General features: G+C 59.1%; 40 protein-coding genes and 1 tRNA gene. 27 read left to right on the top strand and 14 right to left on the bottom strand.

What is annotated here, in order from left to right:
• Nucleotides 1-40 precede the first annotated feature (40 nt).
• The 3 genes from ACF8MI_RS11060 to ACF8MI_RS11050 are packed head-to-tail and all read right to left on the bottom strand — an operon-like array spanning nucleotide 41 to nucleotide 732.
• Nucleotides 41-253, bottom strand: a complete 213-nt coding sequence (locus ACF8MI_RS11060) for a hypothetical protein (RefSeq protein ID WP_151325620.1) — start codon at nucleotides 251-253, stop codon at nucleotides 41-43.
• A gap of 18 nt (nucleotides 254-271) precedes the next feature.
• Nucleotides 272-481: a hypothetical protein gene (locus ACF8MI_RS11055; protein ID WP_014859732.1), complete on the bottom strand. Its 210-nt coding sequence runs from the start codon at nucleotides 479-481 to the stop codon at nucleotides 272-274.
• A 29-nt stretch (nucleotides 482-510) separates the two neighbouring features.
• Nucleotides 511-732, bottom strand: a complete 222-nt coding sequence (locus ACF8MI_RS11050) for a hypothetical protein (protein ID WP_028699428.1) — start codon at nucleotides 730-732, stop codon at nucleotides 511-513.
• Nucleotides 733-834: 102 nt separating this feature from the next.
• On the opposite strand from ACF8MI_RS11050, the gene ACF8MI_RS11045 reads away from it, so the two are divergent.
• Together ACF8MI_RS11045 and ACF8MI_RS11040 are read left to right on the top strand one after the other, a co-directional pair.
• Nucleotides 835-1,677 carry a S24 family peptidase gene (locus ACF8MI_RS11045; RefSeq protein WP_392517512.1) on the top strand — a complete coding sequence of 281 codons (843 nt, stop codon included), beginning with the start codon at nucleotides 835-837 and terminating at the stop codon, nucleotides 1,675-1,677.
• A gap of 480 nt (nucleotides 1,678-2,157) precedes the next feature.
• The gene (locus ACF8MI_RS11040; RefSeq protein ID WP_274119417.1) at nucleotides 2,158-2,622 is read left to right on the top strand and encodes a hypothetical protein; all 465 of its coding nucleotides are present in this window, start codon (nucleotides 2,158-2,160) and stop codon (nucleotides 2,620-2,622) included.
• A 498-nt stretch (nucleotides 2,623-3,120) separates the two neighbouring features.
• Here ACF8MI_RS11040 and ACF8MI_RS11035 read toward each other — a convergent pair whose 3' ends face one another.
• A complete protein-coding gene (locus ACF8MI_RS11035) occupies nucleotides 3,121-3,177 on the bottom strand; it encodes a hypothetical protein (RefSeq protein WP_186699312.1) in 57 nt (18 codons plus the stop codon).
• On the opposite strand from ACF8MI_RS11035, the gene ACF8MI_RS11030 reads away from it, so the two are divergent.
• The 12 genes from ACF8MI_RS11030 (at nucleotide 3,176) to ACF8MI_RS10975 (ending at nucleotide 9,728) form a co-directional block, all read left to right on the top strand.
• Nucleotides 3,176-3,496 carry a hypothetical protein gene (locus tag ACF8MI_RS11030; RefSeq protein ID WP_392517549.1) on the top strand — a complete coding sequence of 107 codons (321 nt, stop codon included), beginning with the start codon at nucleotides 3,176-3,178 and terminating at the stop codon, nucleotides 3,494-3,496. The two genes, ACF8MI_RS11035 and ACF8MI_RS11030, sit on opposite strands and share 2 nt — an antisense overlap.
• The gene (locus ACF8MI_RS11025; protein ID WP_263155416.1) at nucleotides 3,493-3,678 is read left to right on the top strand and encodes a DUF551 domain-containing protein; all 186 of its coding nucleotides are present in this window, start codon (nucleotides 3,493-3,495) and stop codon (nucleotides 3,676-3,678) included. The genes ACF8MI_RS11030 and ACF8MI_RS11025 overlap by 4 nt, the downstream gene beginning before the upstream one ends.
• Nucleotides 3,679-3,888: 210 nt before the next feature.
• Nucleotides 3,889-4,305 carry a hypothetical protein gene (locus tag ACF8MI_RS11020; RefSeq protein ID WP_017147760.1) on the top strand — a complete coding sequence of 139 codons (417 nt, stop codon included), beginning with the start codon at nucleotides 3,889-3,891 and terminating at the stop codon, nucleotides 4,303-4,305.
• Nucleotides 4,302-4,496 carry a hypothetical protein gene (locus ACF8MI_RS11015; protein WP_392517511.1) on the top strand — a complete coding sequence of 65 codons (195 nt, stop codon included), beginning with the start codon at nucleotides 4,302-4,304 and terminating at the stop codon, nucleotides 4,494-4,496. Before ACF8MI_RS11020 ends, ACF8MI_RS11015 begins: the two co-directional genes overlap by 4 nt.
• On the top strand, nucleotides 4,493-4,987 hold the full coding sequence (locus tag ACF8MI_RS11010; protein ID WP_392517510.1) for a hypothetical protein: 495 nt from the start codon (nucleotides 4,493-4,495) through the stop codon (nucleotides 4,985-4,987). The genes ACF8MI_RS11015 and ACF8MI_RS11010 overlap by 4 nt, the downstream gene beginning before the upstream one ends.
• A complete protein-coding gene (locus ACF8MI_RS11005) occupies nucleotides 4,984-5,184 on the top strand; it encodes a hypothetical protein (RefSeq protein WP_392517509.1) in 201 nt (66 codons plus the stop codon). The genes ACF8MI_RS11010 and ACF8MI_RS11005 overlap by 4 nt, the downstream gene beginning before the upstream one ends.
• Nucleotides 5,185-5,483: 299 nt before the next feature.
• Nucleotides 5,484-6,296: a phage recombination protein Bet gene (gene bet / locus ACF8MI_RS11000; RefSeq protein ID WP_103462667.1), complete on the top strand. Its 813-nt coding sequence runs from the start codon at nucleotides 5,484-5,486 to the stop codon at nucleotides 6,294-6,296.
• Nucleotides 6,293-7,924 carry a lambda-exonuclease family protein gene (locus tag ACF8MI_RS10995; protein ID WP_392517508.1) on the top strand — a complete coding sequence of 544 codons (1,632 nt, stop codon included), beginning with the start codon at nucleotides 6,293-6,295 and terminating at the stop codon, nucleotides 7,922-7,924. The genes bet and ACF8MI_RS10995 overlap by 4 nt, the downstream gene beginning before the upstream one ends.
• The gene (locus ACF8MI_RS10990; protein ID WP_392517507.1) at nucleotides 7,921-8,433 is read left to right on the top strand and encodes a hypothetical protein; all 513 of its coding nucleotides are present in this window, start codon (nucleotides 7,921-7,923) and stop codon (nucleotides 8,431-8,433) included. Before ACF8MI_RS10995 ends, ACF8MI_RS10990 begins: the two co-directional genes overlap by 4 nt.
• Nucleotides 8,430-8,888 carry a hypothetical protein gene (locus ACF8MI_RS10985; protein WP_392517506.1) on the top strand — a complete coding sequence of 153 codons (459 nt, stop codon included), beginning with the start codon at nucleotides 8,430-8,432 and terminating at the stop codon, nucleotides 8,886-8,888. The genes ACF8MI_RS10990 and ACF8MI_RS10985 overlap by 4 nt, the downstream gene beginning before the upstream one ends.
• A 25-nt stretch (nucleotides 8,889-8,913) precedes the next feature.
• Nucleotides 8,914-9,123 carry a hypothetical protein gene (locus ACF8MI_RS10980; RefSeq protein WP_392517505.1) on the top strand — a complete coding sequence of 70 codons (210 nt, stop codon included), beginning with the start codon at nucleotides 8,914-8,916 and terminating at the stop codon, nucleotides 9,121-9,123.
• 41 nt (nucleotides 9,124-9,164) lie between these two features.
• Nucleotides 9,165-9,728: a hypothetical protein gene (locus ACF8MI_RS10975; protein ID WP_392517504.1), complete on the top strand. Its 564-nt coding sequence runs from the start codon at nucleotides 9,165-9,167 to the stop codon at nucleotides 9,726-9,728.
• Here ACF8MI_RS10975 and ACF8MI_RS10970 read toward each other — a convergent pair.
• Complete coding sequence (locus ACF8MI_RS10970) at nucleotides 9,664-10,158, bottom strand: hypothetical protein (RefSeq protein ID WP_256806458.1); 495 nt, start codon at nucleotides 10,156-10,158, stop codon at nucleotides 9,664-9,666. The two genes, ACF8MI_RS10975 and ACF8MI_RS10970, sit on opposite strands and share 65 nt — an antisense overlap.
• Between ACF8MI_RS10970 and ACF8MI_RS10965 the strand changes: the two genes are divergently transcribed.
• Entirely contained in the window at nucleotides 10,157-10,417 is a 261-nt protein-coding gene (locus ACF8MI_RS10965) for a hypothetical protein (RefSeq protein WP_253080863.1), read from the top strand. The two genes, ACF8MI_RS10970 and ACF8MI_RS10965, sit on opposite strands and share 2 nt — an antisense overlap.
• An 83-nt stretch (nucleotides 10,418-10,500) precedes the next feature.
• Here the strand turns inward: ACF8MI_RS10965 and ACF8MI_RS10960 are convergent, their stop codons facing one another.
• Nucleotides 10,501-10,890 (bottom strand): hypothetical protein, encoded by a 390-nt coding sequence (locus ACF8MI_RS10960; RefSeq protein ID WP_392517503.1) that lies wholly within the window; start codon nucleotides 10,888-10,890, stop codon nucleotides 10,501-10,503.
• 121 nt (nucleotides 10,891-11,011) lie between these two features.
• On the opposite strand from ACF8MI_RS10960, the gene ACF8MI_RS10955 reads away from it, so the two are divergent.
• Nucleotides 11,012-12,502, top strand: coding sequence for a DNA cytosine methyltransferase (locus ACF8MI_RS10955; RefSeq protein ID WP_392517502.1), 1,491 nt, complete (start codon nucleotides 11,012-11,014; stop codon nucleotides 12,500-12,502).
• A gap of 8 nt (nucleotides 12,503-12,510) precedes the next feature.
• Nucleotides 12,511-13,494, top strand: a complete 984-nt coding sequence (locus tag ACF8MI_RS10950; protein WP_392517501.1) for a hypothetical protein — start codon at nucleotides 12,511-12,513, stop codon at nucleotides 13,492-13,494.
• A gap of 47 nt (nucleotides 13,495-13,541) precedes the next feature.
• On the opposite strand, the gene ACF8MI_RS10945 is transcribed toward ACF8MI_RS10950, so the two are convergent.
• Nucleotides 13,542-13,841, bottom strand: coding sequence for a hypothetical protein (locus ACF8MI_RS10945; protein ID WP_024086940.1), 300 nt, complete (start codon nucleotides 13,839-13,841; stop codon nucleotides 13,542-13,544).
• 181 nt (nucleotides 13,842-14,022) lie between these two features.
• Between ACF8MI_RS10945 and ACF8MI_RS10940 the strand changes: the two genes are divergently transcribed.
• The 10 genes from ACF8MI_RS10940 (at nucleotide 14,023) to ACF8MI_RS10895 (ending at nucleotide 18,002) form a co-directional block, all read left to right on the top strand.
• On the top strand, nucleotides 14,023-14,400 hold the full coding sequence (locus tag ACF8MI_RS10940; RefSeq protein ID WP_038409477.1) for an HNH endonuclease: 378 nt from the start codon (nucleotides 14,023-14,025) through the stop codon (nucleotides 14,398-14,400).
• On the top strand, nucleotides 14,397-14,648 hold the full coding sequence (locus ACF8MI_RS10935; RefSeq protein ID WP_392517500.1) for a hypothetical protein: 252 nt from the start codon (nucleotides 14,397-14,399) through the stop codon (nucleotides 14,646-14,648). The genes ACF8MI_RS10940 and ACF8MI_RS10935 overlap by 4 nt, the downstream gene beginning before the upstream one ends.
• Before the next feature lie 250 nt (nucleotides 14,649-14,898).
• Nucleotides 14,899-15,300, top strand: a complete 402-nt coding sequence (locus ACF8MI_RS10930; protein ID WP_392517499.1) for a phage protein NinX family protein — start codon at nucleotides 14,899-14,901, stop codon at nucleotides 15,298-15,300.
• Nucleotides 15,297-15,497 carry a hypothetical protein gene (locus ACF8MI_RS10925; protein WP_392517498.1) on the top strand — a complete coding sequence of 67 codons (201 nt, stop codon included), beginning with the start codon at nucleotides 15,297-15,299 and terminating at the stop codon, nucleotides 15,495-15,497. Before ACF8MI_RS10930 ends, ACF8MI_RS10925 begins: the two co-directional genes overlap by 4 nt.
• 56 nt (nucleotides 15,498-15,553) lie before the next feature.
• The gene (locus ACF8MI_RS10920; RefSeq protein ID WP_392517497.1) at nucleotides 15,554-15,877 is read left to right on the top strand and encodes a hypothetical protein; all 324 of its coding nucleotides are present in this window, start codon (nucleotides 15,554-15,556) and stop codon (nucleotides 15,875-15,877) included.
• A 58-nt stretch (nucleotides 15,878-15,935) separates the two neighbouring features.
• Nucleotides 15,936-16,418 (top strand): hypothetical protein, encoded by a 483-nt coding sequence (locus ACF8MI_RS10915; RefSeq protein ID WP_392517496.1) that lies wholly within the window; start codon nucleotides 15,936-15,938, stop codon nucleotides 16,416-16,418.
• Between the two features lie 133 nt (nucleotides 16,419-16,551).
• Nucleotides 16,552-17,286 carry a metallophosphoesterase gene (locus ACF8MI_RS10910; RefSeq protein ID WP_392517495.1) on the top strand — a complete coding sequence of 245 codons (735 nt, stop codon included), beginning with the start codon at nucleotides 16,552-16,554 and terminating at the stop codon, nucleotides 17,284-17,286.
• Nucleotides 17,287-17,300: 14 nt separating this feature from the next.
• Nucleotides 17,301-17,477 (top strand): hypothetical protein, encoded by a 177-nt coding sequence (locus ACF8MI_RS10905; protein WP_195903738.1) that lies wholly within the window; start codon nucleotides 17,301-17,303, stop codon nucleotides 17,475-17,477.
• 9 nt (nucleotides 17,478-17,486) lie between these two features.
• Entirely contained in the window at nucleotides 17,487-17,729 is a 243-nt protein-coding gene (locus tag ACF8MI_RS10900; protein ID WP_392517494.1) for a hypothetical protein, read from the top strand.
• 27 nt (nucleotides 17,730-17,756) lie between these two features.
• Nucleotides 17,757-18,002 carry an AlpA family transcriptional regulator gene (locus ACF8MI_RS10895; RefSeq protein WP_064590544.1) on the top strand — a complete coding sequence of 82 codons (246 nt, stop codon included), beginning with the start codon at nucleotides 17,757-17,759 and terminating at the stop codon, nucleotides 18,000-18,002.
• Here the strand turns inward: ACF8MI_RS10895 and ACF8MI_RS10890 are convergent.
• From ACF8MI_RS10890 to ACF8MI_RS10860, 7 genes are all read right to left on the bottom strand, one after another.
• Nucleotides 17,999-18,976: a tyrosine-type recombinase/integrase gene (locus ACF8MI_RS10890; RefSeq protein WP_392517492.1), complete on the bottom strand. Its 978-nt coding sequence runs from the start codon at nucleotides 18,974-18,976 to the stop codon at nucleotides 17,999-18,001. The two genes, ACF8MI_RS10895 and ACF8MI_RS10890, sit on opposite strands and share 4 nt — an antisense overlap.
• Nucleotides 18,977-19,114: 138 nt before the next feature.
• Nucleotides 19,115-19,188 (bottom strand) — tRNA-Cys (locus ACF8MI_RS10885).
• A gap of 154 nt (nucleotides 19,189-19,342) precedes the next feature.
• Complete coding sequence (gene sohB, locus ACF8MI_RS10880) at nucleotides 19,343-20,362, bottom strand: protease SohB (RefSeq protein ID WP_060497629.1); 1,020 nt, start codon at nucleotides 20,360-20,362, stop codon at nucleotides 19,343-19,345.
• A gap of 633 nt (nucleotides 20,363-20,995) precedes the next feature.
• Entirely contained in the window at nucleotides 20,996-21,469 is a 474-nt protein-coding gene (locus ACF8MI_RS10875; RefSeq protein ID WP_197896615.1) for a Rha family transcriptional regulator, read from the bottom strand.
• A gap of 204 nt (nucleotides 21,470-21,673) precedes the next feature.
• Entirely contained in the window at nucleotides 21,674-22,675 is a 1,002-nt protein-coding gene (locus ACF8MI_RS10870; protein ID WP_200928558.1) for a hypothetical protein, read from the bottom strand.
• 50 nt (nucleotides 22,676-22,725) lie between these two features.
• Complete coding sequence (locus ACF8MI_RS10865; protein WP_200928559.1) at nucleotides 22,726-23,127, bottom strand: hypothetical protein; 402 nt, start codon at nucleotides 23,125-23,127, stop codon at nucleotides 22,726-22,728.
• A 198-nt stretch (nucleotides 23,128-23,325) separates the two neighbouring features.
• A complete protein-coding gene (locus tag ACF8MI_RS10860; protein WP_200928560.1) occupies nucleotides 23,326-23,613 on the bottom strand; it encodes a hypothetical protein in 288 nt (95 codons plus the stop codon).
• Between the last annotated feature and the right edge of the window lie 218 nt (nucleotides 23,614-23,831).

The raw sequence follows: 23,831 nt of genomic DNA, 5'->3' as shown, positions 1-23,831 counted from the left end.
CCTGTAAGAAGCCCGAAAGAGGGCCTCTGTCTTTTCACAATCAGGGAACATCGAGGCCCTTTTTGTGCCCTACCAGCCCCAACACCGGGGCCTTGTGTCGCATTTGTCTCAATTGCTCCTGGACCGCGAGTGAGCGACTCATCTCCAAGTACTCATCCGTCGCTCTATCCAGGCTCCAGCCAAGGTCGGCAGCCAGCTGTCGAACCTCAGCCTTCACCTCGATTGGCAGCAATTCGAAGGTGGTTTCAGGCATAGGCCCTCCATAGGGGCTTCAGGCCGTCTTATCCTGCTCACCGGCGCCGTTCATTTCGCGGAGCAGATCAGCAGCGCCCAGGCGGCGGCCGAGGTTGGCCAGTTCATGCACGTAGGTGGCCAGCTGCATGCCAGCCATACGGGCTTCCATGCGTAACTTTCTGACCTCCTCGGGCTTCCAGCGCGACTTGATTACTTCGCTACGTTTGTTGGCGGGGTCCAGATGCATTCAGGGATTTCCTTGTGATTGAAAAGTGTTTAAGCGGCGGATTTCTTGATGCTTTGCTTACCGCTCTTGGCCAGTTCGGCATGCATTTGGTCGATAGCGGTTCCGGCGACATAGCTCGGGTTGCTGATCTGGCCGTTGCGAATACGGAAAACGGTCGAGACGTCGCACTTGGCGCGTTCAGCAATGGCCTTGTAGGTCATGCCTGAGCCCAGCAGCTCATCCAGTTTTTTCGGAAGATCGGTAGCGCTCATGGCTGCCTCCTTTGTAGATATGCACATCATCATGCACTGGTGCATATCTGTCAACGCTCCGCTGTATTGCTGTATGCACCGCCGGGAGGCAGCATTGCACTCATGCATAAATCGATAGATAAAATTCTCGCTCAACTGATGGCCGCAAATGGCATAACTCAGGTTGAGCTGTCGAGCCGGACAAGTGTCGGCCAGTCGACCATTTCCAGGATTCTCAAGCCTCAAGGCCCAAAAGGCATCAAAGAGCCGACTGACAAGCAGGTCAGGCCTTTAGCCGATTTCTTCGGTATCACCACCGATCAGCTGCGTGGCTATGAACCCTTGGGCGAAGTCGAGCCTCAGCCGGAAGAGCGAGCCACCCTTTCCACTGCCGATATAGTCAAGCAGATGCTGGCGAAGCACGGAAAAGGGCTTTCAGTGGATGCTCGGCAGAAGATCGCTGACGCGATTGAGGAGAAATCTGCCGAGCAGGAAGCATCCAAGGTCGTCACATTTGATTTCTCGCGGCCTGGTCAAGTTGGTGACGAGGTTTGGATTGCGCACTACGACGTTCGGGCAGCGATGGGTGGCGGACAGATACCCCATGATTACCCGGAAATGCTGCAAGACATCCGGGTTAGCCCTCGGCACCTGCGCGAAATGGGTGTGACGTTCAAGGAGCACTATCACCTGAAGATGATCACCGGCTGGGGGCAGTCTATGGCGCCCACGATCAAGGATCGCGATCCGTTGCTGGTTGATATCACGATCCGAGAATTCACCGGTGACGGCATCTACCTCTTCTCCCATGACGAGATGCTTTACGTGAAGCGCCTCCAGAAGAAGGGTAAGGATCGGTTCAAGATGATCTCGGACAATAAGCACCACGATCCCGAGGACATTCGCGTGGATGACACGCACATCCTGGCTCGCGTGCTGTATGTGTGGAACGGACAGCCGGTCTAGAGCGCTCACACAGCAAATAGACCAAGACCCTGAGGCCCGCCTATCGCGGGCTTTTTGTTGCCTATCGAAAAATTTATGCACTGGTGCATTGACACTCAAATTGCACTGGTGCATATTTTGTCCTTCGCAGTCACTCACCAGGGACTGCCGAGGCCCTCAAGCCTCACCGCTCTTTCACATTGATGGGAACCTCGCGGATCGATCCCGGCAACGGCACAGCGCGAGCAATAAATTCGATCCCCATGCCAGCTCTGGAACTGGCCAGCTCAAAGCCATGCGGCGCGCTCCCTCACTGAAAGCGTCAAGCGGGCCAAGGGTTGAGCTGCAAACGCTCCCTGCCGGGTAGCCCTAAGAACGGGCTGATGCACTGGTACAGCGGGCCACGCCGGGGAACCGGTGGAGGCTGCAGCAAGCAAGACCACGTATTCACTGAAGCACCTGGGCGACCGGGTGCTTTGGGAATCCACTGGAGATAGGCGCATGAAAATCGTAGATGCAGTCACCAACGTCGAGCTGAGTTGGTACAACCGCCGCTGGAACATGCGGCTTCGCGGTGATCAGAAGGTCCGCGACGAGATTTATGCCGGGTTGGTCTACGACCGCTTCGGCTCGCTGTACCTGGCCCAGAGCGAAGGCCTTGTTGACTACTGCTCTGCGGGCAGCGGAGGCGCTTGCGGCGGCAAGTTCAAGATGCGCGACGGCAGCATTGAGGAAGTAACCGGCGCCTGGAGCAGCAATCCCGGGCACGTGCTCAAGGCCTCTGGCATTGACACGGTTTCGACCAGCTTCAACGGGCTGGTCATCTCAATCTCGCTTGAGGCACTTCGCGAGCTTGCCCACCGCTTCAACTTCGTGATCGACGAGACCACCGACGCCTATCGGTACAACGTCTCGCCGGTTCCGCAAACGGAGAAGCTCACGCTGGAGCGGCGTTACTTCAACTGAACAACCAGCGCCACGACAGCCTGTCGTTAACTGCCCGATGCCCTGCTCCCCATCGCAGGGTGTGATCGGGATGCGACTTGTAGTTTGCCTCGGTGGATCAGGGGCGCCACACCAAGCTGGTGCGGCCAGTCAGGTAGCGCTGCCGAAGCTGGCGTAAGTCTTTGGGGTTCGAATCCCCGCCAAGTCGCATCACCGATACACCCCGCATCCCCTTCCCTTCACATACGACCGCATTGGCAGGCGCCAGGCCACCTTTCACGGTGGGTTTGGTCACCCGCGCATGGCGCCTGGCCAATGCGGTCCAGAGGATTTTCCATATGTGCGATTGCAGGCAGAAATTCGAAAAGGCTGCAGCAGAGCGGCACCCTGAAATCACCGGTGCCAAGGCTACCTTGCAGGGTTACATGCTCATTCCAGCCGGCCGCCAGTACGCGGAATGCGAGGTCGTCGGAACCCGCACCACAGCCAAAGGCAAAGAAGTTAAGGCCAAGGCTACCATCAACGTGCTTGGCAACTACTGCATGTTCTGCGGTGAGAAGCACCCGGAGGCAGCATGAGAAAAGACACAGGCGGGCCTGCCTTTCCAACGCAGATCAACAACAGCGGAATCACGCCGATCAAGGGTTTCAACGGCGAAGAAATCAAGCCGCAAACCTTCAGCGCTTACCCAGGCATGACCCTGCGCGACTACTTCGCGGCTCGGGTCGATGTTTCGGACGAGGTCGGCGTCCGCTACGCAGAAGCAATTGTCGGTCGCGCAATGCCTGATTTCGCATCGGCCCCGCTGGACAACATCGCTTTTTGGGCAGATTACCGTGCGATCAGTCGCTACATCGAAGCGGATGCAATGCTCGCCGCCCGGGTGAAGCCATGAGCGGCTGGATCAAGGTTGAAGATCAGCTCCCGCCTGAAGACAAGCAGGTCCTCTGCTCTGATGGGTGCGATGTCTTCATCGCATCACACCACAACAGCTTCTTCACCGGCGAGTTCCATGACCTGCTCTGGGTCACGCATTGGATTGAGCTTCCTGAGCCACCTTCCCCACCCACCGAGTAACCCACCACCTGGAGGCGACCATGGGCGAACAGTGCATTGCGCACATCTGCAAGATCTGCGGCAGCGCCTGGAAGACCCGGGATCGCGCCAAGAAACACGTCAACCGACGACACAGCGAGCAGGTATCTCACCGGCGCGGCCCTGGCCAGCATGTTCGCTACCTCTGGATTGACCTCGAAAATCATCAAGTTCGAACCGTAGGAGGCGACCATGGGCGCACTTCGAGCAGCACAATGGCGGTATGACCACGCTGAGCCGGAAGACGACTCGGCGTATCAGGAAGCGGCGCAGAACTGGATCGCAAGCAAGGCCGAGGAGCTGGTCGGCGGCTGCGATGTCCTGATCCCGCAGCGTTTTGGCGGCCCGGTGGGCGTGCGTCAAGAGCAGTTCGTGGCCAAGGTCGCCGAGCACCTTCGGTCGCTGCAGGAAGCCGGGCAGGACGACATCACCGCCCTTGCCCAGCTTCTTCTACAGGCCCTGACCGGCGGCCCGGTGAAAAGCATGGTCGAGGACATCGTCGGCCAGAGCAATCACGCAAGCGGCAAGCTGTACGAGATCGCCGAGGCAATGCTTGAGCGGTACGTCGACCAGGGCCTGAGCTACGAGGCAGACGAGGCTCGGCTATGAGAAGCCCCCACGTTCTGATCGACGAAGAGCTTGAGGTCATGGCTCACCCTGAGACGCCACTGTCCTGGCAGGCCATGGTCCTCAAGCTCCTCACCAAAATGCTGGACGACCAGCGCATCACCATCGAAGAGTTCAACCACTACTGCGGGCGCCTCAACAAGATCGTTGATGGGCGCAAGGAGGTCGCGTGATCAATATCCCAGAAGGCACCCAGTTCATCGAGTCGGGTTGCGGCAACAAAGGGTTCCGGAAATACGAGAAAGGCCAGTGGTGGTTCTTTGAGGGGTTCTGGCGTGTGGTTGACTGGAAGATGGGGGATCTAACCCCCGTTGCCGATCACCCCGATTACTCCACGCAAGTAACTCAGTGGGATGGAGAAGGCGTTCCGCCAATTGGAATCGAATTCGAGTACACAACGAACGCCGGTTACAACTGGCAAAAGGGCCGTCTTCTGTTCCTTGACTCTCAGGTAGTTCTTCTTCACGGCTACCACCTACTCAAGATCGATGACCCTGATCTCGGATTTAGGCCACTGCGAACTCCCGAGCAGATAGCGGCAGAAGAGCGCGAGAAGGCGATCAACGAACTTACAGCAGGATACGCGCCGCATACTGAGATTCTGCGCAAATGGGCGGAGCGAGCCTATGACGAGCTTGGCTACCGCAAGCAGGAGGCATCATGACTACGCCAATCGTTAAGACGCTCATCGATGAGCAGATCGAAGACCTGGGCGGCGTACTCAAGCTGCCGCGCGAAACCCTCGTGTGCGAGCTGGAATGCCCCGTCAAAGGCAGCTGGCGACAACCTCCGCGTGACACGAGCGCGTTCATGGAAGGCGACTGGGGAGTTGATCCTCGCGGCCGTCTGGTGGAGTTATGACCAGCTACCAGAAAGCCAAGCGCCTCTACATCCTGCGCGGCTCCTTCTCCATGCTCTTCGCCTGCACCTTCTTCATGCTCGCCAGCGCTCTCGCTGGCTGCATTACCTCCTGACGCAAGCACCCGAGTGCGGCGGGCCCTTCGGGGATAACCGTGCCCGCAAGGGAGCGTAAGCCGGCAAGAGCGCGCAACCATCACCGGCAGCCAGGGCGTTCGGCCTACATCACGGGCGTGACCTGGCATTTCCCTATTCCAACTGACGGCGCCGGCCTGGCGCGAGGTTTTCTAATGTCCGCAGTCATGAAACAGGCCGATCAGCATCCGGCCATGAGCGAAGATGCGCTCGTAGAAGTCCTAAGCGGCAGCCTGTATCCAGGCGCCCAACGCAATTCGGTAGTGATGGTCCTAGCCTACTGCAAAGCTGCACAGCTTGATCCGATGCTCAAGCCGGTGCACATCGTTCCGATCTGGAGCAAGACAGCCGGAAAGATGGTGGACACGGTTATGCCAGGTGTCGGCTTGTACCGCATCCAGGCAGCGCGAACTGGGCAGTACGCCGGGATAAGCGAGCCTGAGTATGGGCCAGCTGTAACCATGAAACTCGGCGGTGTGGAAGTCACGTTTCCAGAATGGTGCCGCATCACCGTAAAGCGGCAGATGACTGGCGGCCATGTCGCCGAATTCACCGCCAGCGAGCGATGGTTAGAAAACTACGCCACCGCGAAGAAGGACACCCTGGCGCCTAACGCGATGTGGCTCAAACGTGCGTATGCACAGCTTGCCAAGTGCGCCGAGGCGCAAGCCCTGCGCAAGGCCTTCCCTGAGGTCGGATCAGCCCCTACGGCTGACGAGATGGAGGGCAAGGTGTTCGAAGATGTCCCGCGCGAGGTGAACACGCAGCGGCAGCCAGATCATCAGCCACAGCCCACTGTTCTGGACGATTACCCAGACGAAAAGCTTCAGGAAAACCTCCCCAAGTGGCGCGCAGCCGTCGAGGCTGGCCGGTCTTCACCGGACCACCTGATCGCCACTGTCAGCAGCAAATACACCCTGAGCGAGCAGCAGATCGAACAGATCAAAAACCTTGCGCCCATCGAAGGAGTATCCGAATGAAGATCCACAATGTAGCTCAGGGCAGCGCTGAGTGGCACGCCCTCCGGGCCAAGTACTTCACCGCATCCGAAGCGCCGGCAATGATGGGCGTCTCGAAGTATCAAACCCGCACTGAGCTGTTGCACCAGAAGAAGACGGGTATCGCTCAGGAGGTAACAGCGGCCCAGCAGGTTATCTTCGACCGCGGTCACGCAACTGAGGAGCTTGCCCGCCCTATCGTCGAGCGAATGATCGGCGAGGATCTCTTCCCGGTCGTGGGCACCGAAGACAATCTGCTGGCCTCCATGGATGGCATGACCTCGCTTGGCGATACGCTGTTCGAGCACAAGCTCTGGAATGAGTCGCTGATTGCTCAGGTGCGATCGGGCGAGCTTGAGCCTCATTACTACTGGCAGCTTGAGCAGCAGTTGCTGGTGACCGGCGCCGAGAAGGTGATCTTCGTGTGCTCTGACGGCACCGAGCAGAACTTCGTTTCTCTCGAATATTTCCCGGTACCTGGTCGCGCCGCTCAACTTGTTGAAGGCTGGACCCAGTTTGAACATGACCTCAGCAACTTCGAGCCAACAGCACCAGCAGTAGAGGTAGTCGGCCAGAGCCCAGAGGCGCTTCCCGCCCTCCGTATCGAAGTAACTGGCCTGGTCACTGCCAGCAACCTGGAGCAGTTCAAAGCGCACTCGCTCGCGGTGTTCAGCAGCATCAACACCGATCTGCAGACGGACAAGCACTTCGCCGATGCCGAGAAGACGGTTAAATGGTGCGGCGAGGTTGAAGAGCGGCTGGCTGCCGCAAAACAGCACGCTCTCAGCCAGACCGAAACAATCGATGCCCTCTTCCGCGCAATCGACGAAATCAGCGCACAGGCCAGGGCTAAACGATTGGAGCTGGATAAGCTGGTCAAGGCGAGAAAGGTAGCAATTCGGGATGAGATCGTAATCGGCGCCGCAAAGGCTCTGCAGACACACATCGACAAAATCAACGAGTCGTTCGGCGGCAAGGTGCGCATGCCGCATGTAACAGCCGACTTCGCGGGCGCCATCAAGGGCAAGAAGACTATCACCAGCCTGCGCGACTCCGCGGACACTGAACTGGCCCGAGCCAAAATCGAAGCCAGTCAAATCGGCGATGGCATCCGAGCGAACCTCGAAAGTCTCCGTACGCTGGCAAAAGATCACGCCTTCCTGTTCAACGATGCGCAGCAGTTGGTGCTCAAGGACAATGATGACCTGGTAGCCACAATCAAGGCCCGCATCAGCGATCACCAAAAGGCCGAAGAAGTAAAGGCCGAGCAGCAGCGTGAGCAGATCCGCCAAGAAGAACGCGAGCGAGCCGATCGAGAGGCTGCCGCCAAGCTGAATGCACCGCAGACGACAAGCGCTGCTCCTGCAGCAGCTGAGCCGTCGCAAGCTCCCTCGAAGGTAGCGCCGCGAGTGGCTACCGATTCTACTACGAAGCCTCAGGTCTTCCAGGCGGAAGTCAGGGACTTCGAGGCGCTCGTCCAGGCTGTCGCTCGCGGCGAGGTTCATATCAGCGTTCTGACGGTCAACTGGCAGGCTCTCGACGCAATCGTGTCGGCCAAAGGCTCAGATTTCAGCGCTCCGGGGGTAACCCTGATTCAGGTGGCAGCATGAACCAATCAATCGACCTGGAGGCCGCAAAAGCGGCCTTCTTCGCGTCTGGCGGCCAGCTCGTCGTGCTGAAGGGTTTCACCTACCGGCCGTTTCCACCGCGCAAGCATCCTGATCCGAAGCCACGGGAAAAGGTAAAGACCGAGCAGTCGGCCCAGGGCACCAAGAAGGAGCGCGCCCAAGCCCGCGCCGATGAGGTTGCTGAAATGGCCAAGACCATGACCTGCCGAGAGGCCGCAGAGATCTTGCAAGTTGCCCCGGACATGCTGTGGAGCATGGCCAAGCGATACGGCTTCAGCTTTGTCCCAGCCTCGAAAGGCCGTGTAGTCGTCAAGGAGTACGACGACGAGAAGGACGCAAAGCTGGCCGAGCGGATCAAGGCAATGCGCGACGTGGGCGTTTCTCGCAACCAGGCGATCCTGCATTTGCAGATCGGCCATACGACCATGAGCCGGATCATCAAGAAGTTCGGGATCGAGTTCCCGCCGGCAAAGCGAGGGCCGAAGAAGTGAGCAAGCGCAAACCGCACAACTTCAAAGCCCGCATGGCCCGCGTCTGCCGCGCCCTGCTCAAGACCAACTACGCCTGCGTGGCCAACGTAGAGCCGCCAGACCAGCAGGTCATGCTGCACTGGAAGCACTGCACGCAGATCCGCAGCGTCGAAGTGGCCAATGCCTTATGCGACTTCGCCCACCACTGGACGATCTACCTCAGCGTTTTCTGCAGGCGCGAGGACGGCCAGCTCTACAGCGAATCGATACAGTTCACGACCGCCGACATGCACCTGGTGGCGAACCTTGAAAGCGTGATCGAGCAACACCACGCCGACCTGTGCGCGGGCTCGAACCCGAACCACACCATCGGTTCAGGCTGGATCGCAATTCCAGACAAGGTCGACCTCACCGAGGAACAGGCCAATCGCGTATTCACAGCCATGGGCGCCTGGAGCAATCCGAAAGCTGCCTAACCCATAACCCGACAGGTGCCAATCCATGCGAAACACAAACCTTCGCTCGGAATTCCCGCCCGCCTACTATCAGGGTCGAAACGACCGCGCATCCGGCAAAAGTCGCCTGGCTCAGCCGTTCGGATACCCAACAGTTGGAGCCGGCTGGTGGTTCGCTGGCTGGAATGACAGAGACATGGAGCTAGAACTTGAAAAGAAAGATCCGCCGATCAATTCAGCAACACAGGCGGCGTGAGCAGTTCAACCTACCGCCCAGCGGATTGAAGGAGGTGCCGTATGGCGATGTCACCCAAGGAGCGCGACGAGAAACGACGCGCCAAAGCCGCACGGCTGCAGGAAGAAGACCTGCGCTTGAAGGTTCGACCAGGGACTAGACAGGCCCTTCTGGAACTGATGGAGTGGGCAGGTATCGAGGAACAGGGCGAGGCGATGACGCTGATGATTCATCACGTCGAGGCGCTCGGGCATCACGCCTTGTTCCGGATCGCGCGCCACGAAATCGAAGCTAACCGGTCTGTGGCGCGGACCGAGGCGCTGCGGCTGTCAGCCAGGAAGCGAACCGGCCAGCACCTGCGCTCCATCTGCGGCTGGGCTGACGCCACCTACAGCCAGATGATCGAGGCACTGATCCACGGCATCCACGCCTTGGGCCGGCTGCACGCTGCGAAGTTTCTCACTCCTCCGCGGCACGAGATCAGCATATCGCCGCGCCTGGCCCTGGCCTTTGACCGGAAGAGCATGTTGATGATTCAGCAGGACCCGGGCGACGAAGTAATTATGCCTGTACGGCGCCAACAGGAATCAGGTCTCCAAATCCCCACACCACCGTACCTAAGATGACTATTGCTATGGCGATTTTGTCATATCGCTTTATCGCGCCGATGTATTTGGCTCGTGTAGTGCTGTAGGTCATGCTGACCATTCCGCCGGGAGACAAAACCTTGGTCATAGATCCCGCGCTCAAATGAGCAAGGAATGCCACGCATGCCATGAGTGCGCCAGACCTGGCTATCCACAAGGGTTGACTGTTGGTAGCCCAGACCATGCCAAGAGCTACAACGGGAATCGCCACTGCCACCACTGCGTAGAAGATATAGAAGCGCCGATGCTTGAGGATTTCAACCTCATAATGGCACTGCTCTGAATCGCTCATTGCTTCACCAGTCCGTTCACCGAAATTTTCCCCGGCCTCGTAATACCCCATCCCAAACCAAATTGCCACCATGCCGCCACCAGCACGGAGGGCGGCGCATGCATGGAGTTCAGCCATGAGCGACAACCAGATGTCTATGGGCCGCATGGACCACGGAAAGACTGCGTGCGGACGTATCGTCATGAGCCGCTGGGATCAGCCTGAGCGGTCGGATAACGAGGCTGACCGCCAGAGATTCATCAGGGATGTGCATCGAAGCGGATTCATCCACTCCACGCAGGTTCGATATGAAGGCGACAAGATGCCTGACTGGGTTGGTCAAAGCCACTGCCAGGACCTCAACTGCAGGTGCCAGGAATTCCTGAATCGAGCCTGACCCTCCGGCGCTGCCCGCAAGGTCTGGTTTATAGCCGACTATAGAGCCTTTATAGGTAGGCTACGGGGCCGCATTAAGCGCCCTCAGTGGGCGATATCCATAGCACCTGACTCGGTGCGGCGAACCAGGGCCACATCAACGTGGTACATGGAAAAATCGCTTGCTCGGGCATCGGTTCGCAAAGTTGCGCTCAAGACTACGTCTTGACTCTTCTTTACAGCCCCCAGGGCATTAGTGAACTGGTGCTCATGGACCAACAGCAGCAGAACGCAGTCAGCTCCAGCAGAGAACTGCTGCTTCATCTCTGAGGTGCTGAACGCAAGCCCGCCCCCTCGCTGATAGGACGAAACCAAGTCCCGTGTAGAAGCGATGTCAAGGTTCAGTACACCGTCTGAGCGGCGATTGCTTGCGACACGAGACTGGTTGATCACATGGGCGCAAGCCTGCAAAAACAAAGATTCGTACCACTCCACAACGCTCTCCTCTAAAAAAGCGCGTCATCAATACATCACTTCAACGAATCACGCCACCCCGGCGCTGGCCGCCAGCGCCTTCCCCTATTCAACGATAACGCCTCCCCGGCGAGGATCACCCATGCCCATCACCTACGGTAGCGTCTGCAGCGGCATTGAAGCTGCGACCGTAGCCTGGCACCCGCTAGGCTGGCGTGCCGAGTGGTACGCCGAGATTGAGCCATTTCCCTGCGCGGTGCTGGCTCACCACTACCCCGACACACCGAACCACGGCGACATGACCCGACTGGCAGCCATGGTGCTGTCCGGCAAGATCAAGGCGCCTGAGGTGCTGGTTGGCGGCACGCCCTGCCAGGCCTTCAGCGTGGCAGGTATGCGCGAAGGCCTCGCCGATCCCCGCGGCGCCCTCACCATCAAATACGTGGAGCTGCTCGATGCAATTGACCATGTTCGAACCATGCACGGTCAGCCCGAAGCCGTCTGCCTCTGGGAAAACGTCCCCGGCGTCCTCTCCGACAAAGGCAACGCGTTTGGCTGCTTCCTCGGCGCCCTGGTGGGCGAATCCGAAGAACTCCAGCCGCCAGGGGGCAAGTGGAAGGACGCTGGTTGTGTGTATGGACCCACGCGAACAGCCGCATGGCGGGTTCTGGATGCCCAATATTTCGGCCTGGCCCAACGACGCCGCCGTGTGTTCGTTGTCGCAAGTGCTCGAACAGGGTTCGATCCACTCGAAGTACTTTTTGAGCGCGAAGGCGTGCGCCGGGATACTCCGCCGCGCCGAGGCGAGGGGCAAGACGTTGCCTGCACCCTTGATGCACGCACTGAAGGCGGCGGCTTCCCAGGGACAGATGGAGCAACTGGCGGACATGTAGTAGCGCCTCCTGCGTGGCCGCTCGGATTTGATGTTACTGGACCTGTTACTGCCTGTGGTGGGACCGAGAAAAAGCACGGATTTGGTTGGGGTCAGCAGGAGTGGGAAAACGGCTTCTGCATTCCTGTTTCTGTACACGGAACGCAAGATCCAGATGTGCTAAACGATCAGGCCCATCCATTGGGCCGAAATCATGGCCAGGAAAATGCGGTTTTGGCGTTCTCCTGCAAGGATCACGGCGCCGATGCAGGCGACCTGGCGCCAACCCTTCGGGCCATGAACCACGGCTCCAGCCATCCCAATGCCGGCGGCCAAGTCGCCGTGTGCATCACAGGCGAGATCACGCACACGCTTAAGGCCGAGGGCTTTGACGCCAGTGAAGACGGCACAGGACACGGGCAGCCAATCGTTGCTCACGCCATGCAAGCAGGAGCGCTTCGTGAAAACCCGGCCAGTGGACCAGATGGCGTGGGAGTCCAGGCCGATCACGCGTACACCTTGGAAGCACGGGCTGAAGTCCAAGCAGTGCAGGCCAATTCGCAGGTTCGGCGTCTCACCCCGCGCGAGTGTGAATGGCTCCAGGGCTTCCCGGGCGACCACACCCGCATCACCTATCGCGGCAAGCCAGCCGACGAATGCCCTGATGGCCCGCGCTACAAGGCGATCGGCAACAGCAAGGCCGTGTTCGTCGTCCGCTGGATCGGCCTGCGAATCCAACAACAACTTGAACGTCTCGCTTGAGGTATCCCATGCCCACAGAAAACCGATCCAGCAACACAGAGATGGCCGCGAAGCTGAGTCCGTGCCCGTACTGCGGCCAGCAAGACGCCTTCGTTGAGCAACTCGACAGCGATGCCTCAGTCGTCATCTGCCAGGGCCGAATTGACGAGCACTCAGCCTGCCTTGCTCGCGGCCCAGTCGGAGTTCAGCAGCACAAATGCGAAGACCAACCAGGCCATGACCAGGCAGTGAAAGAGTGGAACAAGCGCGCAGCAGCTGCGCCCCACCCCGCTCCTATAGCCTGGATGGTTGGTACTGCCTTCTGGTGGACCAAAGAAGAGGCAGAGAGGGATGCGGCGGCGATGGGGCTGCCTGTGGTTGGCCTGGGACCGATGACGGGCAGCGCGCCAGCCGAGCAGCACCAGGGCGATGCCATCGGCACACTGGTACGAGACTACAACGAGCGCATCGTTTTTACCCCAATCGGCGACCCTCACATAATTGACGATATGAAGGTCTATGCCCACGCCGACCCTCGCGAGGTTGAGCGGCTGCGCGCTGAAATCGAAGAGTGGAACAGAATCTTTGATATGCAAGAAGGAAAGATTGACGCCATACGCGCCCAGCTGGTCGAGCGGGATGCGCTGCTGCGAGAAATTCGGCGTAAGCCAGGCCTATTCTCTGGCGACTTTATCTTGCGTCTTGATGAGACTTTATCAGCCAACGCAGAGCCGAGCGCGCCAGAGTGCAAGTATTGCGGCGACACTGGGAAAATCATGGTTGGACGCAGCGGTGATGCCAACGACGGCAACGCGCCTATCCTGGAGCCGTGTGAGGATTGCGACCGTGGCGCGCCGGTTGATCGAGATGAGCGGGCTTTGATTGAGCTGGCCCTTAGCGAGTATGGCAAGGCCACGGGCAAACACGTACTGCCAGGTGGCATCAACGAAAATCAAGACGGATTCGTCCACGGGTTCTTGGTTCGCGCCGCCCTGGATCGCAAGCCCTCCTGACCACTGGAGTACAAAAGTACTCCACTCAGCTGTAGCCCCTGCCCCCTCTATTTCGAGCAGGCGACTTTATCGAATTTCGGCTGGGTATCGGTGGCGATCCGGCGAGCCCGCCCCACTCCCCAGGCCAGCGCCCTGGTCATTGACTCGCCAGGTCGGGAATCGAAAGCTTCTTCGTGGATCGCCAACCCGTTTGGCGAATACACGCCGATGAACATCTGCGTCGTACCCGTCCGCGACAATCGCACCTGAACATCAATGACCGTTCCATCCTCGAGTTCTTCGTCATGAGTTCGGTGGTGAAGCGTTGGATCAGCCCACTCCCAGAAAACTTCACCGCGAATCCTCATGTCGGCCTCCTACGATTTTAGTTGTATGCCACGGGTGAACTCTCACCATAGCCAAAGCGAGGCGAGACGCAATCTCGGTATCGCAGCTTGAGAACTGAATCGGACCATCGGCCGATTTTCTTGTACCGAACCCAACCACTTGTACAACTCACTGCCGCGATATGGCGGCCAAGGAGCACCCGTGCGCCTGAAGAAAGCTGAGCGTGAGCAGATCCGCCTGAAATACGGCGGCCGCTGCGCCTACTGCGGCAACGCCTTGGGCGAGCGCTGGCACGCCGACCATTTCGAGCCAGTCGTCCGCAACACTGGCGAAGCGGCGAAGACGGTCCCGGCCCTCCGGCCAGCCAACCACAACCTGGCCAACATGATGCCCGCCTGCGTGCCCTGCAACCTGAGCAAGCACCGCATGCAGCTTGAGGACTGGCGCCGCTGGCTGGCAGGACACGTCAACAGCCTCAACCAGTACCACCCCATCTACCGCCTGGCCAAGGCCTACGGCTTGATCGCCGAGACAGGGGCCGAGGTCGTCTTCCACTTCGAAAAGGTGCAGCAGCCATGACCCGTCTCGCCCTCTGCCTCCTGCTGCTGGCCACCGGCGCCAGCGCAACCGAGAGCGTCATCGACGTGCAGCACGACAGCCAGCGCGGCGTCACCTGCTACCTGCTGAATGGGGTGGGCATCAGCTGCATCCCCGACAGCCAGCTGCAGGCCGGCAACCAGCGCCAGCTCTCCCCGCACGAAACCCAACCCGAACCTACACCCGCTCTGGCGCCTGGGCGCTGGATTGATGAGAGGTATCAGCTGTGATTGACAGGCTCAACACGAAAGTGCCGGATGCGGGCGTTGGGATGCTGCTCCCGCGCCGGCAGAAATGGGGAGTGCCAGGGGAGTCCTACCCGTGCCCATCGCATTCCGGCGCGAACTGCAGCATGTGTGGCGGCACTGGGTATCGCTCAGTGTGCAATTCAACCGCATGCCACGAGCATGGCTGCCAGGACGGCGGGTGCTCCAGCAGCGCCGAACGGTATCGCTCCCAGCAGGCCCGCAAGGTGAAGCCATGACCGACCTGATCGAAGTGAAGACTGCTGACTTGGTCGGCGAGCAGTTGGCCTGGGCCGTCGGCAAAGCTGAAGGCCTCGACGTGCTCCTCGCTCCACCCATTTACGGCAACCCGTGGCGAGTATTCGTCCGCTATACCGGCGAGGTCACCATCCGCGATGTTCGGTATGACCCGCACGAGAACTGGGCTGTGGGCGGATCGCTTCTTCACAAGCACAACGTCGACCTTTCAGTCGAGCGGCGAGGCCGAATCCACTGCTACCTGTGCAACGACGATGGCGTGCCCACCGAATTCCGAGACGGCATGTACGGCGAGACACACCTTATCGCGGCCTGCAGGTGCATCGTCTTGAACAAGCTTGGCCTCATCGTTCAGGTGCCAAAGGAGCTGATGCCATGAGGAGGCTGATCTATCGCATCAAGCGCTGGCTTCCGTTCGGCGGGCTGCCGATCGCTCGGGTCCAACATGGCCGCAACACCTGCACCCTCTACAGGAACGGCTGGGTTCTGATCAGCGACGGCAGGAGCACCGACGCGCTCCCGATCAATTTCACCAGCCAAGCCCTGGTCGACGCATTCGCCGCCGAGCTCGCCTAACCCCTCCCCCTACTACTCAAGCCCGCCGACATGCGCGGGCATGGAGAGCTATTGCCATGACGAAAGAAGAACTGGCCAGCCTGCCCGAGAAGGTGCGAGTCGCCACCGAGGCCGGCACGGCTGCTGCCAACGAATGCCAGGACGACGGCGGCAGCGCCAACCTGGACCGGGTTGTTATCCCATTGCGCGGCCTGCGCGCCAGCCAAATCAACGGCCTGCCTGGCGAGGTCTACCCGGCCAGCACCTATCACCCGCGCGGCCTGCACCTATCAGTTCCGTTCGCAGGCATTGGCAACCGTCGGTACGCCGGCGTGCAGGCCATGTACCGGTCGCTCAAGGACCAGGGCATCGACTGCTACGTCTACTACCAGGTCGACTGACCACCAACCTGCCGCCACCGGCGGCGTGATGCGCCTATAAAACCTATGGAGAACGTCCATGATCAATTCTTTACCGCAACCTATCGCCGCCTCCAATCTGCCAGAGCTCGGCCAACCTCTGGCAGGAGGAGTCTTCATCGCCCGCTACTGGCTCAACAGTCAAGAGAAAGCTCTTGTTGTGCTCAATAACGAATACGAAGGGGTTTGGGGCGAAGTCGATGTGAGAATTAATGGAGCGAGCAGCTCCAGCGATGGCTATGCGAACACCCGCGCCATGGCCGAAGCCGGCAGCGAGATCGCCATCAAGGCCCTGGAGATTGGCGCCTTCATCCCATCTTGCCTGGAAGGTCAACTACTGATTGACGCCCACAAGGCAGGCTTAGTGAAGCTAAACGAAAAATCCTACTACTGGCTCAGCTCTGAGTTTTCTTCCAGATTCGCATCCAGCATGGGGTTTGGACGCGCATGGATTATCGAAGACCTTAACCATAAGGGCTCCAAGCGAACGGTCCGCCCAGTCTTAAGCATCCCAGTTGAGTAGCCTGGCATTCCAAGCGCCCTCACATCGCAATGAGCAAATCTGGCTCACGCCTTACAGCATGCACTCGACGACCTGGGTGCGCAGCTTTAGGTCTGACCACCAACCTGCCGCCACCGGCGGCGTGGAGACACCGATGCTCGAAAACATCGAGGTGGTGCGCATCAAGCGCTTCGCCGCAAACACGGCTGGCCGCGATTTCGCGGTCGGCGACATTCACGGGCACTTCACCCGGCTGCAGGCTGCCTTGGACGCAGCCGGATTTAACCCGGCAGTTGACCGGCTGTTCAGCGTTGGCGATCTGGTAGACCGAGGGCCAGACAGCCTCGCCGCCCTTGAATGGCTTGAGCGTCCATGGTTTCACGCGGTGCGCGGCAACCACGAGGAAATGACCGTGTCGGCCTTCCGCGAAGGCAATACAGACCTGCACTTCTGCAACGGCGGCGCCTGGTTTCACGCGCTATCGCAGGATGAGCGGGCCGATGTCGTTGTGGTGCTTGAAGCCCTTCCTTTGGCCATAGAGGTTGAAACCGCGCGCGGGATTGTTGGAATCGTTCACGCGGACGTTCCATACGGCCGATGGCCTGATTTCAAGCTGAGCATGGAGACTGGCTCGCCGGCCGAAGCCGAGCATGTGCAGGCTGTCGCTCAATGGTCGCGCAGCAGGATCAACTCCGGCGACACCGAGCCTGTGACAGGAATCCGCGCCGTAGTTGTGGGCCACACGCCCCTGCGGCAACCGGCCGTTCTAGGCAATGTTTTCCACATCGACACCGCCGGCTGGATGGATGGCCACTTCACCCTGCTGGAGCTTGGCTCCCTCCAGTGCACACCACCAATCAAGCCAGGCGTCAGCCACGACTGGGACTGACCGAGGAGGCATCCATGAACCTGATCGACTGCTACGTCACGAAGATCCTCGGCGAGCCGTACCGCAAGTTCGGCCACTGGTGGGTATCGGTGGAATACACGGCCGAGGGCTGGCCGGGCACCAAAGAAATCATGTTCCGCACCGAGGAAGCCGCCCGGGCGGCGCAGGTCGGATACCACTTCACGGCCTGAGGCTCACCCATGACCACCCCATTCAAGGCCTACACCCTGGGCGAAGACTTCGCCGTCAGAGAGGTCACCATCGTGCGCAAGGGACTGTTCTGCGTGGACAGCAAAGGCGTGAAGCACCCGAAGCCGAAGCTGTTCGCCAGCGCCAGGGCTGCACAGGACAAAGCCAGAAAGTGGCTGGCTGACCGCGAAGCGCAGCTGGCCAAAGAGAACGCGTTGCACGAGCAGCGGAAGAAGATCGTCGCATCCTACTGATGACCGCCGGGTACGGCAGGAGCCTATATGGAACCAGAAATCATCCACATCCCCGAACTGGCCAAGCTGCTGGGCCGGTCCGAATCCGCCATCCGCAGCGCCCGGCAGGCCGGAGCAGCGTGGCTACCACCTTTTTTCAAGCAGGGTGCACGCGTGTGCTGGCGTGTCAGCACGGTGCGCGAGTTCCTGCAGGAGTTCGAGCAGGGCCTGCACACGCCGGCCAAGCCCGGCAGGAAGCGCCAGGCGCCGCCGACGCTGGCAAGTGTCCGCTAACCCAGCTTGTCCGCGAGCGCGTCCGGGCAAAGGTGGGTGTATCGCTTGAGCATGCTCATGGTTTTGTGGCCGGTGATAGACGCGACCTCCATGATGGACAGGCCTTTCTCGAACAGCCTGGACGTGCCCTCATGACGGAGGTCGTGGAAGTGCAGGTCTTCCACCTTGGCCGCTTTGCAGGCCCGGTTGAAGTACTGGCTCACCGAGTGAGGTGCAAGCGAGAACACCTTGCCATCCAGGCGCGCCGGCAGGCCGTCGAGCAGTGCCCTGGCACGGGAGGAAAGCGGGACCAGTCGGCGCGTCCCGTTTTTGGTGTCCTCCAGCAGCACATGCTTGGGCTTCACATTCTCCCGCCGCAGGCCCAGCAACTCGCTGCGCCGCATCGCCGTCTCTACCGCGATCTGAATGATCGCCGGCATCTCGGCGTGAATCGCCCCCGCCTTTTCGATGACGCCGGCCAGCTCGAAGCTCTTCGGCCGGCGATCCCTCTCCTTTGCCCCCTTTGGCATCCGCAGTTTCATCACCGGGTTGCTCAGCCCCTCAATACCCCAGTCCTTGATGGCTACCGTGAACAGGTGGCTGATGATCGCCAGGTCGAGACGGACCGTGGCCGTGGACTTGCCCGCCTTGAGCTCTTCATCCCTGTACGATGCAAAATCGCTTGATCGCAAAGCAGCCATGCCCTTCTCGGCAAATGCGTGCTTCTTCCACTTGTTGATCCGGGTCTGCTCTTGCTTGGCGCCTTTCTTGGTCGAGCTGACTTCCCGGGAGTACCGGTCCAAAGCTTCGGCCAGGGTTGTGCGCTCCGCTTCTCGCATGTCGACGAATCGGGCGCGCGACATATCGCCTTCGATCTCGGCCGCCCAGCGCTGGGCTTCGGCCTTGGTGTCGAAGGTCGCAGATAGGGAGGGATATCCTTTCCGGCGGATCTTTGCCCGCCATGCGCCGCCTGGGCGCTGCTCGTAAGTGGCCATGCACCGGATTTTGCCGAAGACAACTGGGACACGCAATTTTCTTCGGTGTCCCAAATTTGTCCCAAACCGAGCGCGGGACAAAATCCGCAGGCATTAAAAAAGCCCCGCAACCTCAATGGCTGCGGGGCTTTCGAATGGTGGAGGCCGAGGTCGGAATCGAACCGGCGTAGACGGATTTGCAATCCGGAGCATAACCACTTTGCTACTCGGCCTCAAAGGTCGGATCTAGCTGCTTGCGCTTTGCTATCTCCTTGAAACGCTGAACCTTTTTCAAAGTTTGCTGCGTTTCGATGGGCGCCATTATGTCTTCATTCCTTTAACCTTGCAACCCCCTGAACGAAAAAAAATTTCAACGGGTTCAAGGTGTTAGCGAAGACGCCCGAGTTTACTCCACAAACCTACCACCGTGTTCTCCACCGTGCCGCTGGCCGCCATGCCGATGCGTTCCTGCAGGCTCTTGCGTTCGGCATAGTGCAGGTGGAACAGGTTGGCAGTGCGCGCACGCTCGCTGAGGTATTCGTCGCTGGTCTGCAGTTCGTCCACCAGCTTTCGGTTGAGGGCCGCAACCCCGAGCCAGACTTCGCCGGTGGCCACTTCATCAATGTGCAACTGTGGGCGGTAGCGTGCAACGAAGTCCTTGAACAGCTGGTGGGTGATGTCCAGGTCTTCCTGGAACTTTTCCCGGCCCTTCTCGGTGTTTTCGCCAAACACGGTGAGGGTACGTTTGTACTCGCCAGCCGTCAGCACTTCGAAGTCGATGTCATGCTTCTTCAACAGGCGGTTGACGTTGGGCAGCTGCGCCACCACGCCGATCGAACCCAGCACGGCAAACGGCGCACTGACAATCTTCTCGCCGATGCAGGCCATCATGTAACCACCGCTGGCGGCCACCTTGTCGATGCACACGGTCAGCGGGATGCCAGCCTGACGAATGCGCGCCAGCTGCGACGCTGCCAGGCCGTAGCTGTGCACCAGGCCACCGCCACTCTCCAGGCGCAGCACCACTTCGTCACGCGGGGTGGCGAGGGTCAGTAGCGCGGTGATTTCGTTACGCAGGCTTTCAGTGGCCGAGGCCTTGATGTCGCCATCGAAATCCAGCACGAAGACCCGGCCCTTTTCCTCGGCCTTGCCCTTCTTCTGCTGTTTTTCCGCCTTGGCCTGCTGCTTGCGCAAGGCCTTGAGCTGGGCCTTGTCCAGCAGGCCAGACTCCAGGCGCTCGCGCAGGTCCTTGTAGAACTCGTTCAGGCGGGTGACCTGCAATTGCCCACCCGTTTTGCGCCGCCCCTTGCCGCGCAGCCCGGCGATGGCTGACAGCACCACCAGGATGGCGATGACCAGGGTGGCGGTTTTGGCGAGAAAGCTTGCGTATTCGGCAAGAAACTCCACAGTAGTCCTCAATGCCCGGAATTAAAGGGCTACGCTACCATGGCTTGTGACAGTTTGGTACGGTCTTGTGACATTCCAAAGCACTTGAGGCAGGCCCAAGGGCGCACCTTTCCGGGGTCCTTAACGCGCCGCTGTGAGCTGGCGAGCAGCTAACCACGGGCACCCATGCGAGGGCCTACGGGGGAGCCTGCGCGGGAAGTCTTGTAATGGTGACCTTTCAGATTTTTCTGTCAGATTCTCAAGAGGGTCTATGCGACCACAACCAGAACCCCAGTTGAACGGCCAGACAGACCCAGTAGAGGGCCTGTAGGTGGTCCATGGGGTTCTCCTTGAAGGGTTAGAGTGACTTGTGAAAGCGAACGTCTGTGAGTTCGTATTGCAGGGCTACCTCAAGGAGGCGCTCATAGGTATGCGGCCAACTCCCTTGAGATTGGTCATTAGAAGCGCCTGATTGCAGCAGGGCAAAGCACAGCGCAGCATGCGGGGTCAGAGACTCGACAGGCACTTTAGTAACTACCCGCTTGCCCTTGTATGTGTAGCACAGCGTGACACTCATAGACGGGCCTTAGTGTAGGCAACTTAGTCCAAGAGCTTAGCGCGTCACGCTTCGTTTATGGAAGTGTCGTTTGGCGCTTACAGGGCCTTGAGACGCCTTGCAGCGGCCTTGATGTCCCTCATTGCGATTCGATAGTTGTCCTTCTCTCGTTCGAGCAGGTGAACCACAGCAGCCTGTATCGACACACGTTCAAACCCTGAGCCTTCCAGTTCAAGCCAGCGCTTGACGATCATGTTGGACAGCTTGAAGGAATACCGGGAGAGCAGCGTAAAGGTCAGCTCTTTGTCGAGAATGGTCAGCGGTAATAACTTGCTTTGACTGGACTGGTAGCTGGCCTCGACCCATTGAGGTGCCCCCAGATTTGGGGTCTCCCTTTCCAGCTCGTTGAGCATCTTTCGGATGTCTCTGAGTACATGGTCATGGCGCTTACCGGTGATCTCAGCGATCTCCAAGGACGACATACCGGGTAAGCCGTTGAGAGTCGTTGAGGATACCGCTCCGGCCTTGGAGATGTTCTCGAAGATGGTTGCTGTATTGGTGGTCATGGTCATAGTCTGTTTTCCTTATGTTTGCTCTCTGAGTTCGCTCCCACGGGCAGCCGAAAGACCCCAGACAAGGGTTCTGCGGGTGGCACAGAGAGCAAACAGAAAGACTTTCGATTAGATGGATGCCCAGCGACGGGCGATGATGCGGATAGGTGAAGCCGTGCCCCTGCCGGTCCCTCTGTAGGTCCGGCCTTACGGGGCGCTTTTAGATCAGCTCAGGGCAATGCGAGTGACCAGCGGGAACGGCACTTGGACAGTCTGAAGACCATCGGTGGTGAGCTTCACCTTGACCATGCCACTGGCGATGATGTCCACCACAGCCATGATCTCAAGGTCCCAGCCTTGGGCGTTCGGATTGCGGGTCGCTTCGATGCGCCACACGCTGCCGTCTTGGCGCTCACGGTAGCTCAGCGAGGTGAACAGCTTGGGCAACATGAAGATACCGTGGTCGGTCCCGGTGTACGGCTGTACGCCTGCGCCAATGAGGTCCTCAATAGAGTCCTGACCAGCACGTTGAGCAGCACGCTCAAGGACGGCCACCAGTGACACGGGCAGCAGGATCACGAAGTCGCTCAGCGAGGTCCCTACAGTCTGGTTAACGTGGGTAGTGAGGATGTCGATGAGGTCCTCAGCGATCTCGGCAGGTTTGCCCGTTGGCTTGGCCTCAGAGACGCTCTCGGTGCTTGGGGCGGTTGCCAAGATGGCAGCGACCTTACCGGCTGCGCTGTGCTCGATGTCACGGAGCATCTTGTCGGCGGTCTGCTCCATAGACTGGACGGTGAAGCCTGCCATCAGATTGTGGTCGAGGATGGTGGCACGATGGCTGATGACCAATGCCGTGTCGGTGGCCTCGGTGAAGATCACAGAACCGGTCAAGACTTCACCCTTGCTGATGGTCTCGTTATCCCAGTTCTTGCGAGGGTCGAAGGCTACAGAGCGGTCGGCCATGGTGATGATTTGTTGCCCAGTGGCTTCAGAGCCAGCCGGACGGAACTCACAAGGGGTTGCCTCCATGGCAGCCTCTCGCCACTCATCGCCGTTCAAGTAGTCCTCAGCGGCCTCGACAAGGGCCTCCACATAGACGGACACATCGGTGGCCGCTTGGGTCTCTGAGCGGACATCAGCAGTGTTGAATCGAATCGACCCAGTGTGCTCATCGGTGATGGCGGTGGTGTAGGTCGAAGGTTTGGTGTACTGGAAGGGCTTAGTCATGGTTGTTTCTCCTGAATAGATGAATGAAGTGGTTGTGTGTCGAGGTGCTGTTACCAGCCAGCGCTATTGGCACGGGAGGCAGCACGGATACGGGCACCATGCTCACGAATGGCAGCGGCTCGGGCTTCCTTATCGGCCTTCGCTTGGGCGATCTCACGAGGTGTGTACTCACGGCAGCGCTCTTGATGCCAACGGGCCTCAGCCTCTCTCTGAGACTTCTCTTGGGCCTTCTGGTACTGGTCTTGACGGTACTCTCGGGCAACTACGGGAATCGCTTGGAGCGACAGACCGGCCTCATCGAACGCCTTAACGATCTCGAATTGCTGGCCCTTAACGGTCCCGCATTGGGCGACCAGCATGGGCAGCATGATGTTCTCGACGTACTCACGGTTAAGGGTCTGGCCCGACACGGTGACTTCGTTCTTCAGGACTTTGGTGATAGTGATTTTCATGGTTGGGTTCTCCTATTGGGGACCCTTTGATTCGTCCTTGCGCCATAGACGCGCACGACCAGACGGCCAAGGAGAAAGCCTTCGCGGGCATCTTCAAGGACGATCAAAAGGTTCTGGGTTTCAAATGGTTTTGATGACGCTGATTCAGGACATGGCAAGCCTGAAGGGCATCGAAGGGATCAACCGTGGCGACGGCTGTTAGCGAGCTGTGAGGACCACAGGCACGGCATTGATTGCATGGTAGAGGCGGATCAGGTCGAGGCCGGTGGCCTTCAAGGTTTCCTCAAGGGGACCCAGCAGGAACGCTCCCAGCTTGCCTGACACATACTCAAAACATCGCCCAGGGCCATTGCTGGTCCGAAGGTTCAGGTTCTTGAGATTGAAGACAGCGAGACGGTGGCGACCAGTGGGCATGGCTGCCTCAATAGACAACAGGGTCTCTTGGCGTCCTTGTGGGATGCCGTCAAGTACAAAGTGAAATTTCATATGGTCTCCTTTGAGATGACTTATCGAATAGGGATATTATGGTCGCAAGACCAATCCCTAACTTAGAGGGGTCTATTAGAAATCTTTTAGTCTTATTTAAAGATTGATTTAAAGATTATAATAATAGAGTTGCTCTAAGAGTAATCTTTAAGTTAAGGCCCCCGTACAACTTGAGCGATGCATGGCGGCCCCAATTCCATGCACGGTCTACCCAACGG

This window comes from Pseudomonas sp. yb_9 (assembly GCF_043103635.1).
GTDB classification, from domain to species: Bacteria; Pseudomonadota; Gammaproteobacteria; order Pseudomonadales; family Pseudomonadaceae; genus Aquipseudomonas; species Aquipseudomonas monteilii.
Note: the sequence above shows the minus strand (reverse complement) of the source record. Positions and strands in the feature narration are given on the sequence as shown.

Excerpts from the sequence above, each read along its gene's own strand:
- ACF8MI_RS11060 (WP_151325620.1), bottom strand. The coding sequence starts at position 253 with ATGCCTGAAACCACCTTCGAATTGCTGCCAATCGAGGTGAAGGCTGAG.
- ACF8MI_RS11055 (WP_014859732.1), bottom strand. The coding sequence starts at position 481 with ATGCATCTGGACCCCGCCAACAAACGTAGCGAAGTAATCAAGTCGCGC.
- ACF8MI_RS11050 (WP_028699428.1), bottom strand. The coding sequence starts at position 732 with ATGAGCGCTACCGATCTTCCGAAAAAACTGGATGAGCTGCTGGGCTCA.
- ACF8MI_RS11045 (WP_392517512.1), top strand. The coding sequence starts at position 835 with ATGCATAAATCGATAGATAAAATTCTCGCTCAACTGATGGCCGCAAAT.
- ACF8MI_RS11040 (WP_274119417.1), top strand. The coding sequence starts at position 2,158 with ATGAAAATCGTAGATGCAGTCACCAACGTCGAGCTGAGTTGGTACAAC.
- ACF8MI_RS11030 (WP_392517549.1), top strand. The coding sequence starts at position 3,176 with ATGAGAAAAGACACAGGCGGGCCTGCCTTTCCAACGCAGATCAACAAC.
- ACF8MI_RS11025 (WP_263155416.1), top strand. The coding sequence starts at position 3,493 with ATGAGCGGCTGGATCAAGGTTGAAGATCAGCTCCCGCCTGAAGACAAG.
- ACF8MI_RS11020 (WP_017147760.1), top strand. The coding sequence starts at position 3,889 with ATGGGCGCACTTCGAGCAGCACAATGGCGGTATGACCACGCTGAGCCG.
- ACF8MI_RS11015 (WP_392517511.1), top strand. The coding sequence starts at position 4,302 with ATGAGAAGCCCCCACGTTCTGATCGACGAAGAGCTTGAGGTCATGGCT.
- ACF8MI_RS11005 (WP_392517509.1), top strand. The coding sequence starts at position 4,984 with ATGACTACGCCAATCGTTAAGACGCTCATCGATGAGCAGATCGAAGAC.
- bet (WP_103462667.1), top strand. The coding sequence starts at position 5,484 with ATGAAACAGGCCGATCAGCATCCGGCCATGAGCGAAGATGCGCTCGTA.
- ACF8MI_RS10995 (WP_392517508.1), top strand. The coding sequence starts at position 6,293 with ATGAAGATCCACAATGTAGCTCAGGGCAGCGCTGAGTGGCACGCCCTC.
- ACF8MI_RS10990 (WP_392517507.1), top strand. The coding sequence starts at position 7,921 with ATGAACCAATCAATCGACCTGGAGGCCGCAAAAGCGGCCTTCTTCGCG.
- ACF8MI_RS10980 (WP_392517505.1), top strand. The coding sequence starts at position 8,914 with ATGCGAAACACAAACCTTCGCTCGGAATTCCCGCCCGCCTACTATCAG.
- ACF8MI_RS10975 (WP_392517504.1), top strand. The coding sequence starts at position 9,165 with ATGGCGATGTCACCCAAGGAGCGCGACGAGAAACGACGCGCCAAAGCC.
- ACF8MI_RS10965 (WP_253080863.1), top strand. The coding sequence starts at position 10,157 with ATGAGCGACAACCAGATGTCTATGGGCCGCATGGACCACGGAAAGACT.
- ACF8MI_RS10970 (WP_256806458.1), bottom strand. The coding sequence starts at position 10,158 with ATGGCTGAACTCCATGCATGCGCCGCCCTCCGTGCTGGTGGCGGCATG.
- ACF8MI_RS10955 (WP_392517502.1), top strand. The coding sequence starts at position 11,012 with ATGCCCATCACCTACGGTAGCGTCTGCAGCGGCATTGAAGCTGCGACC.
- ACF8MI_RS10950 (WP_392517501.1), top strand. The coding sequence starts at position 12,511 with ATGCCCACAGAAAACCGATCCAGCAACACAGAGATGGCCGCGAAGCTG.
- ACF8MI_RS10945 (WP_024086940.1), bottom strand. The coding sequence starts at position 13,841 with ATGAGGATTCGCGGTGAAGTTTTCTGGGAGTGGGCTGATCCAACGCTT.
- ACF8MI_RS10935 (WP_392517500.1), top strand. The coding sequence starts at position 14,397 with ATGACCCGTCTCGCCCTCTGCCTCCTGCTGCTGGCCACCGGCGCCAGC.
- ACF8MI_RS10930 (WP_392517499.1), top strand. The coding sequence starts at position 14,899 with ATGACCGACCTGATCGAAGTGAAGACTGCTGACTTGGTCGGCGAGCAG.
- ACF8MI_RS10925 (WP_392517498.1), top strand. The coding sequence starts at position 15,297 with ATGAGGAGGCTGATCTATCGCATCAAGCGCTGGCTTCCGTTCGGCGGG.
- ACF8MI_RS10920 (WP_392517497.1), top strand. The coding sequence starts at position 15,554 with ATGACGAAAGAAGAACTGGCCAGCCTGCCCGAGAAGGTGCGAGTCGCC.
- ACF8MI_RS10915 (WP_392517496.1), top strand. The coding sequence starts at position 15,936 with ATGATCAATTCTTTACCGCAACCTATCGCCGCCTCCAATCTGCCAGAG.
- ACF8MI_RS10910 (WP_392517495.1), top strand. The coding sequence starts at position 16,552 with ATGCTCGAAAACATCGAGGTGGTGCGCATCAAGCGCTTCGCCGCAAAC.
- ACF8MI_RS10905 (WP_195903738.1), top strand. The coding sequence starts at position 17,301 with ATGAACCTGATCGACTGCTACGTCACGAAGATCCTCGGCGAGCCGTAC.
- ACF8MI_RS10900 (WP_392517494.1), top strand. The coding sequence starts at position 17,487 with ATGACCACCCCATTCAAGGCCTACACCCTGGGCGAAGACTTCGCCGTC.
- ACF8MI_RS10895 (WP_064590544.1), top strand. The coding sequence starts at position 17,757 with ATGGAACCAGAAATCATCCACATCCCCGAACTGGCCAAGCTGCTGGGC.
- ACF8MI_RS10890 (WP_392517492.1), bottom strand. The coding sequence starts at position 18,976 with ATGGCCACTTACGAGCAGCGCCCAGGCGGCGCATGGCGGGCAAAGATC.
- ACF8MI_RS10875 (WP_197896615.1), bottom strand. The coding sequence starts at position 21,469 with ATGACCATGACCACCAATACAGCAACCATCTTCGAGAACATCTCCAAG.
- ACF8MI_RS10870 (WP_200928558.1), bottom strand. The coding sequence starts at position 22,675 with ATGACTAAGCCCTTCCAGTACACCAAACCTTCGACCTACACCACCGCC.
- ACF8MI_RS10865 (WP_200928559.1), bottom strand. The coding sequence starts at position 23,127 with ATGAAAATCACTATCACCAAAGTCCTGAAGAACGAAGTCACCGTGTCG.
- ACF8MI_RS10860 (WP_200928560.1), bottom strand. The coding sequence starts at position 23,613 with ATGAAATTTCACTTTGTACTTGACGGCATCCCACAAGGACGCCAAGAG.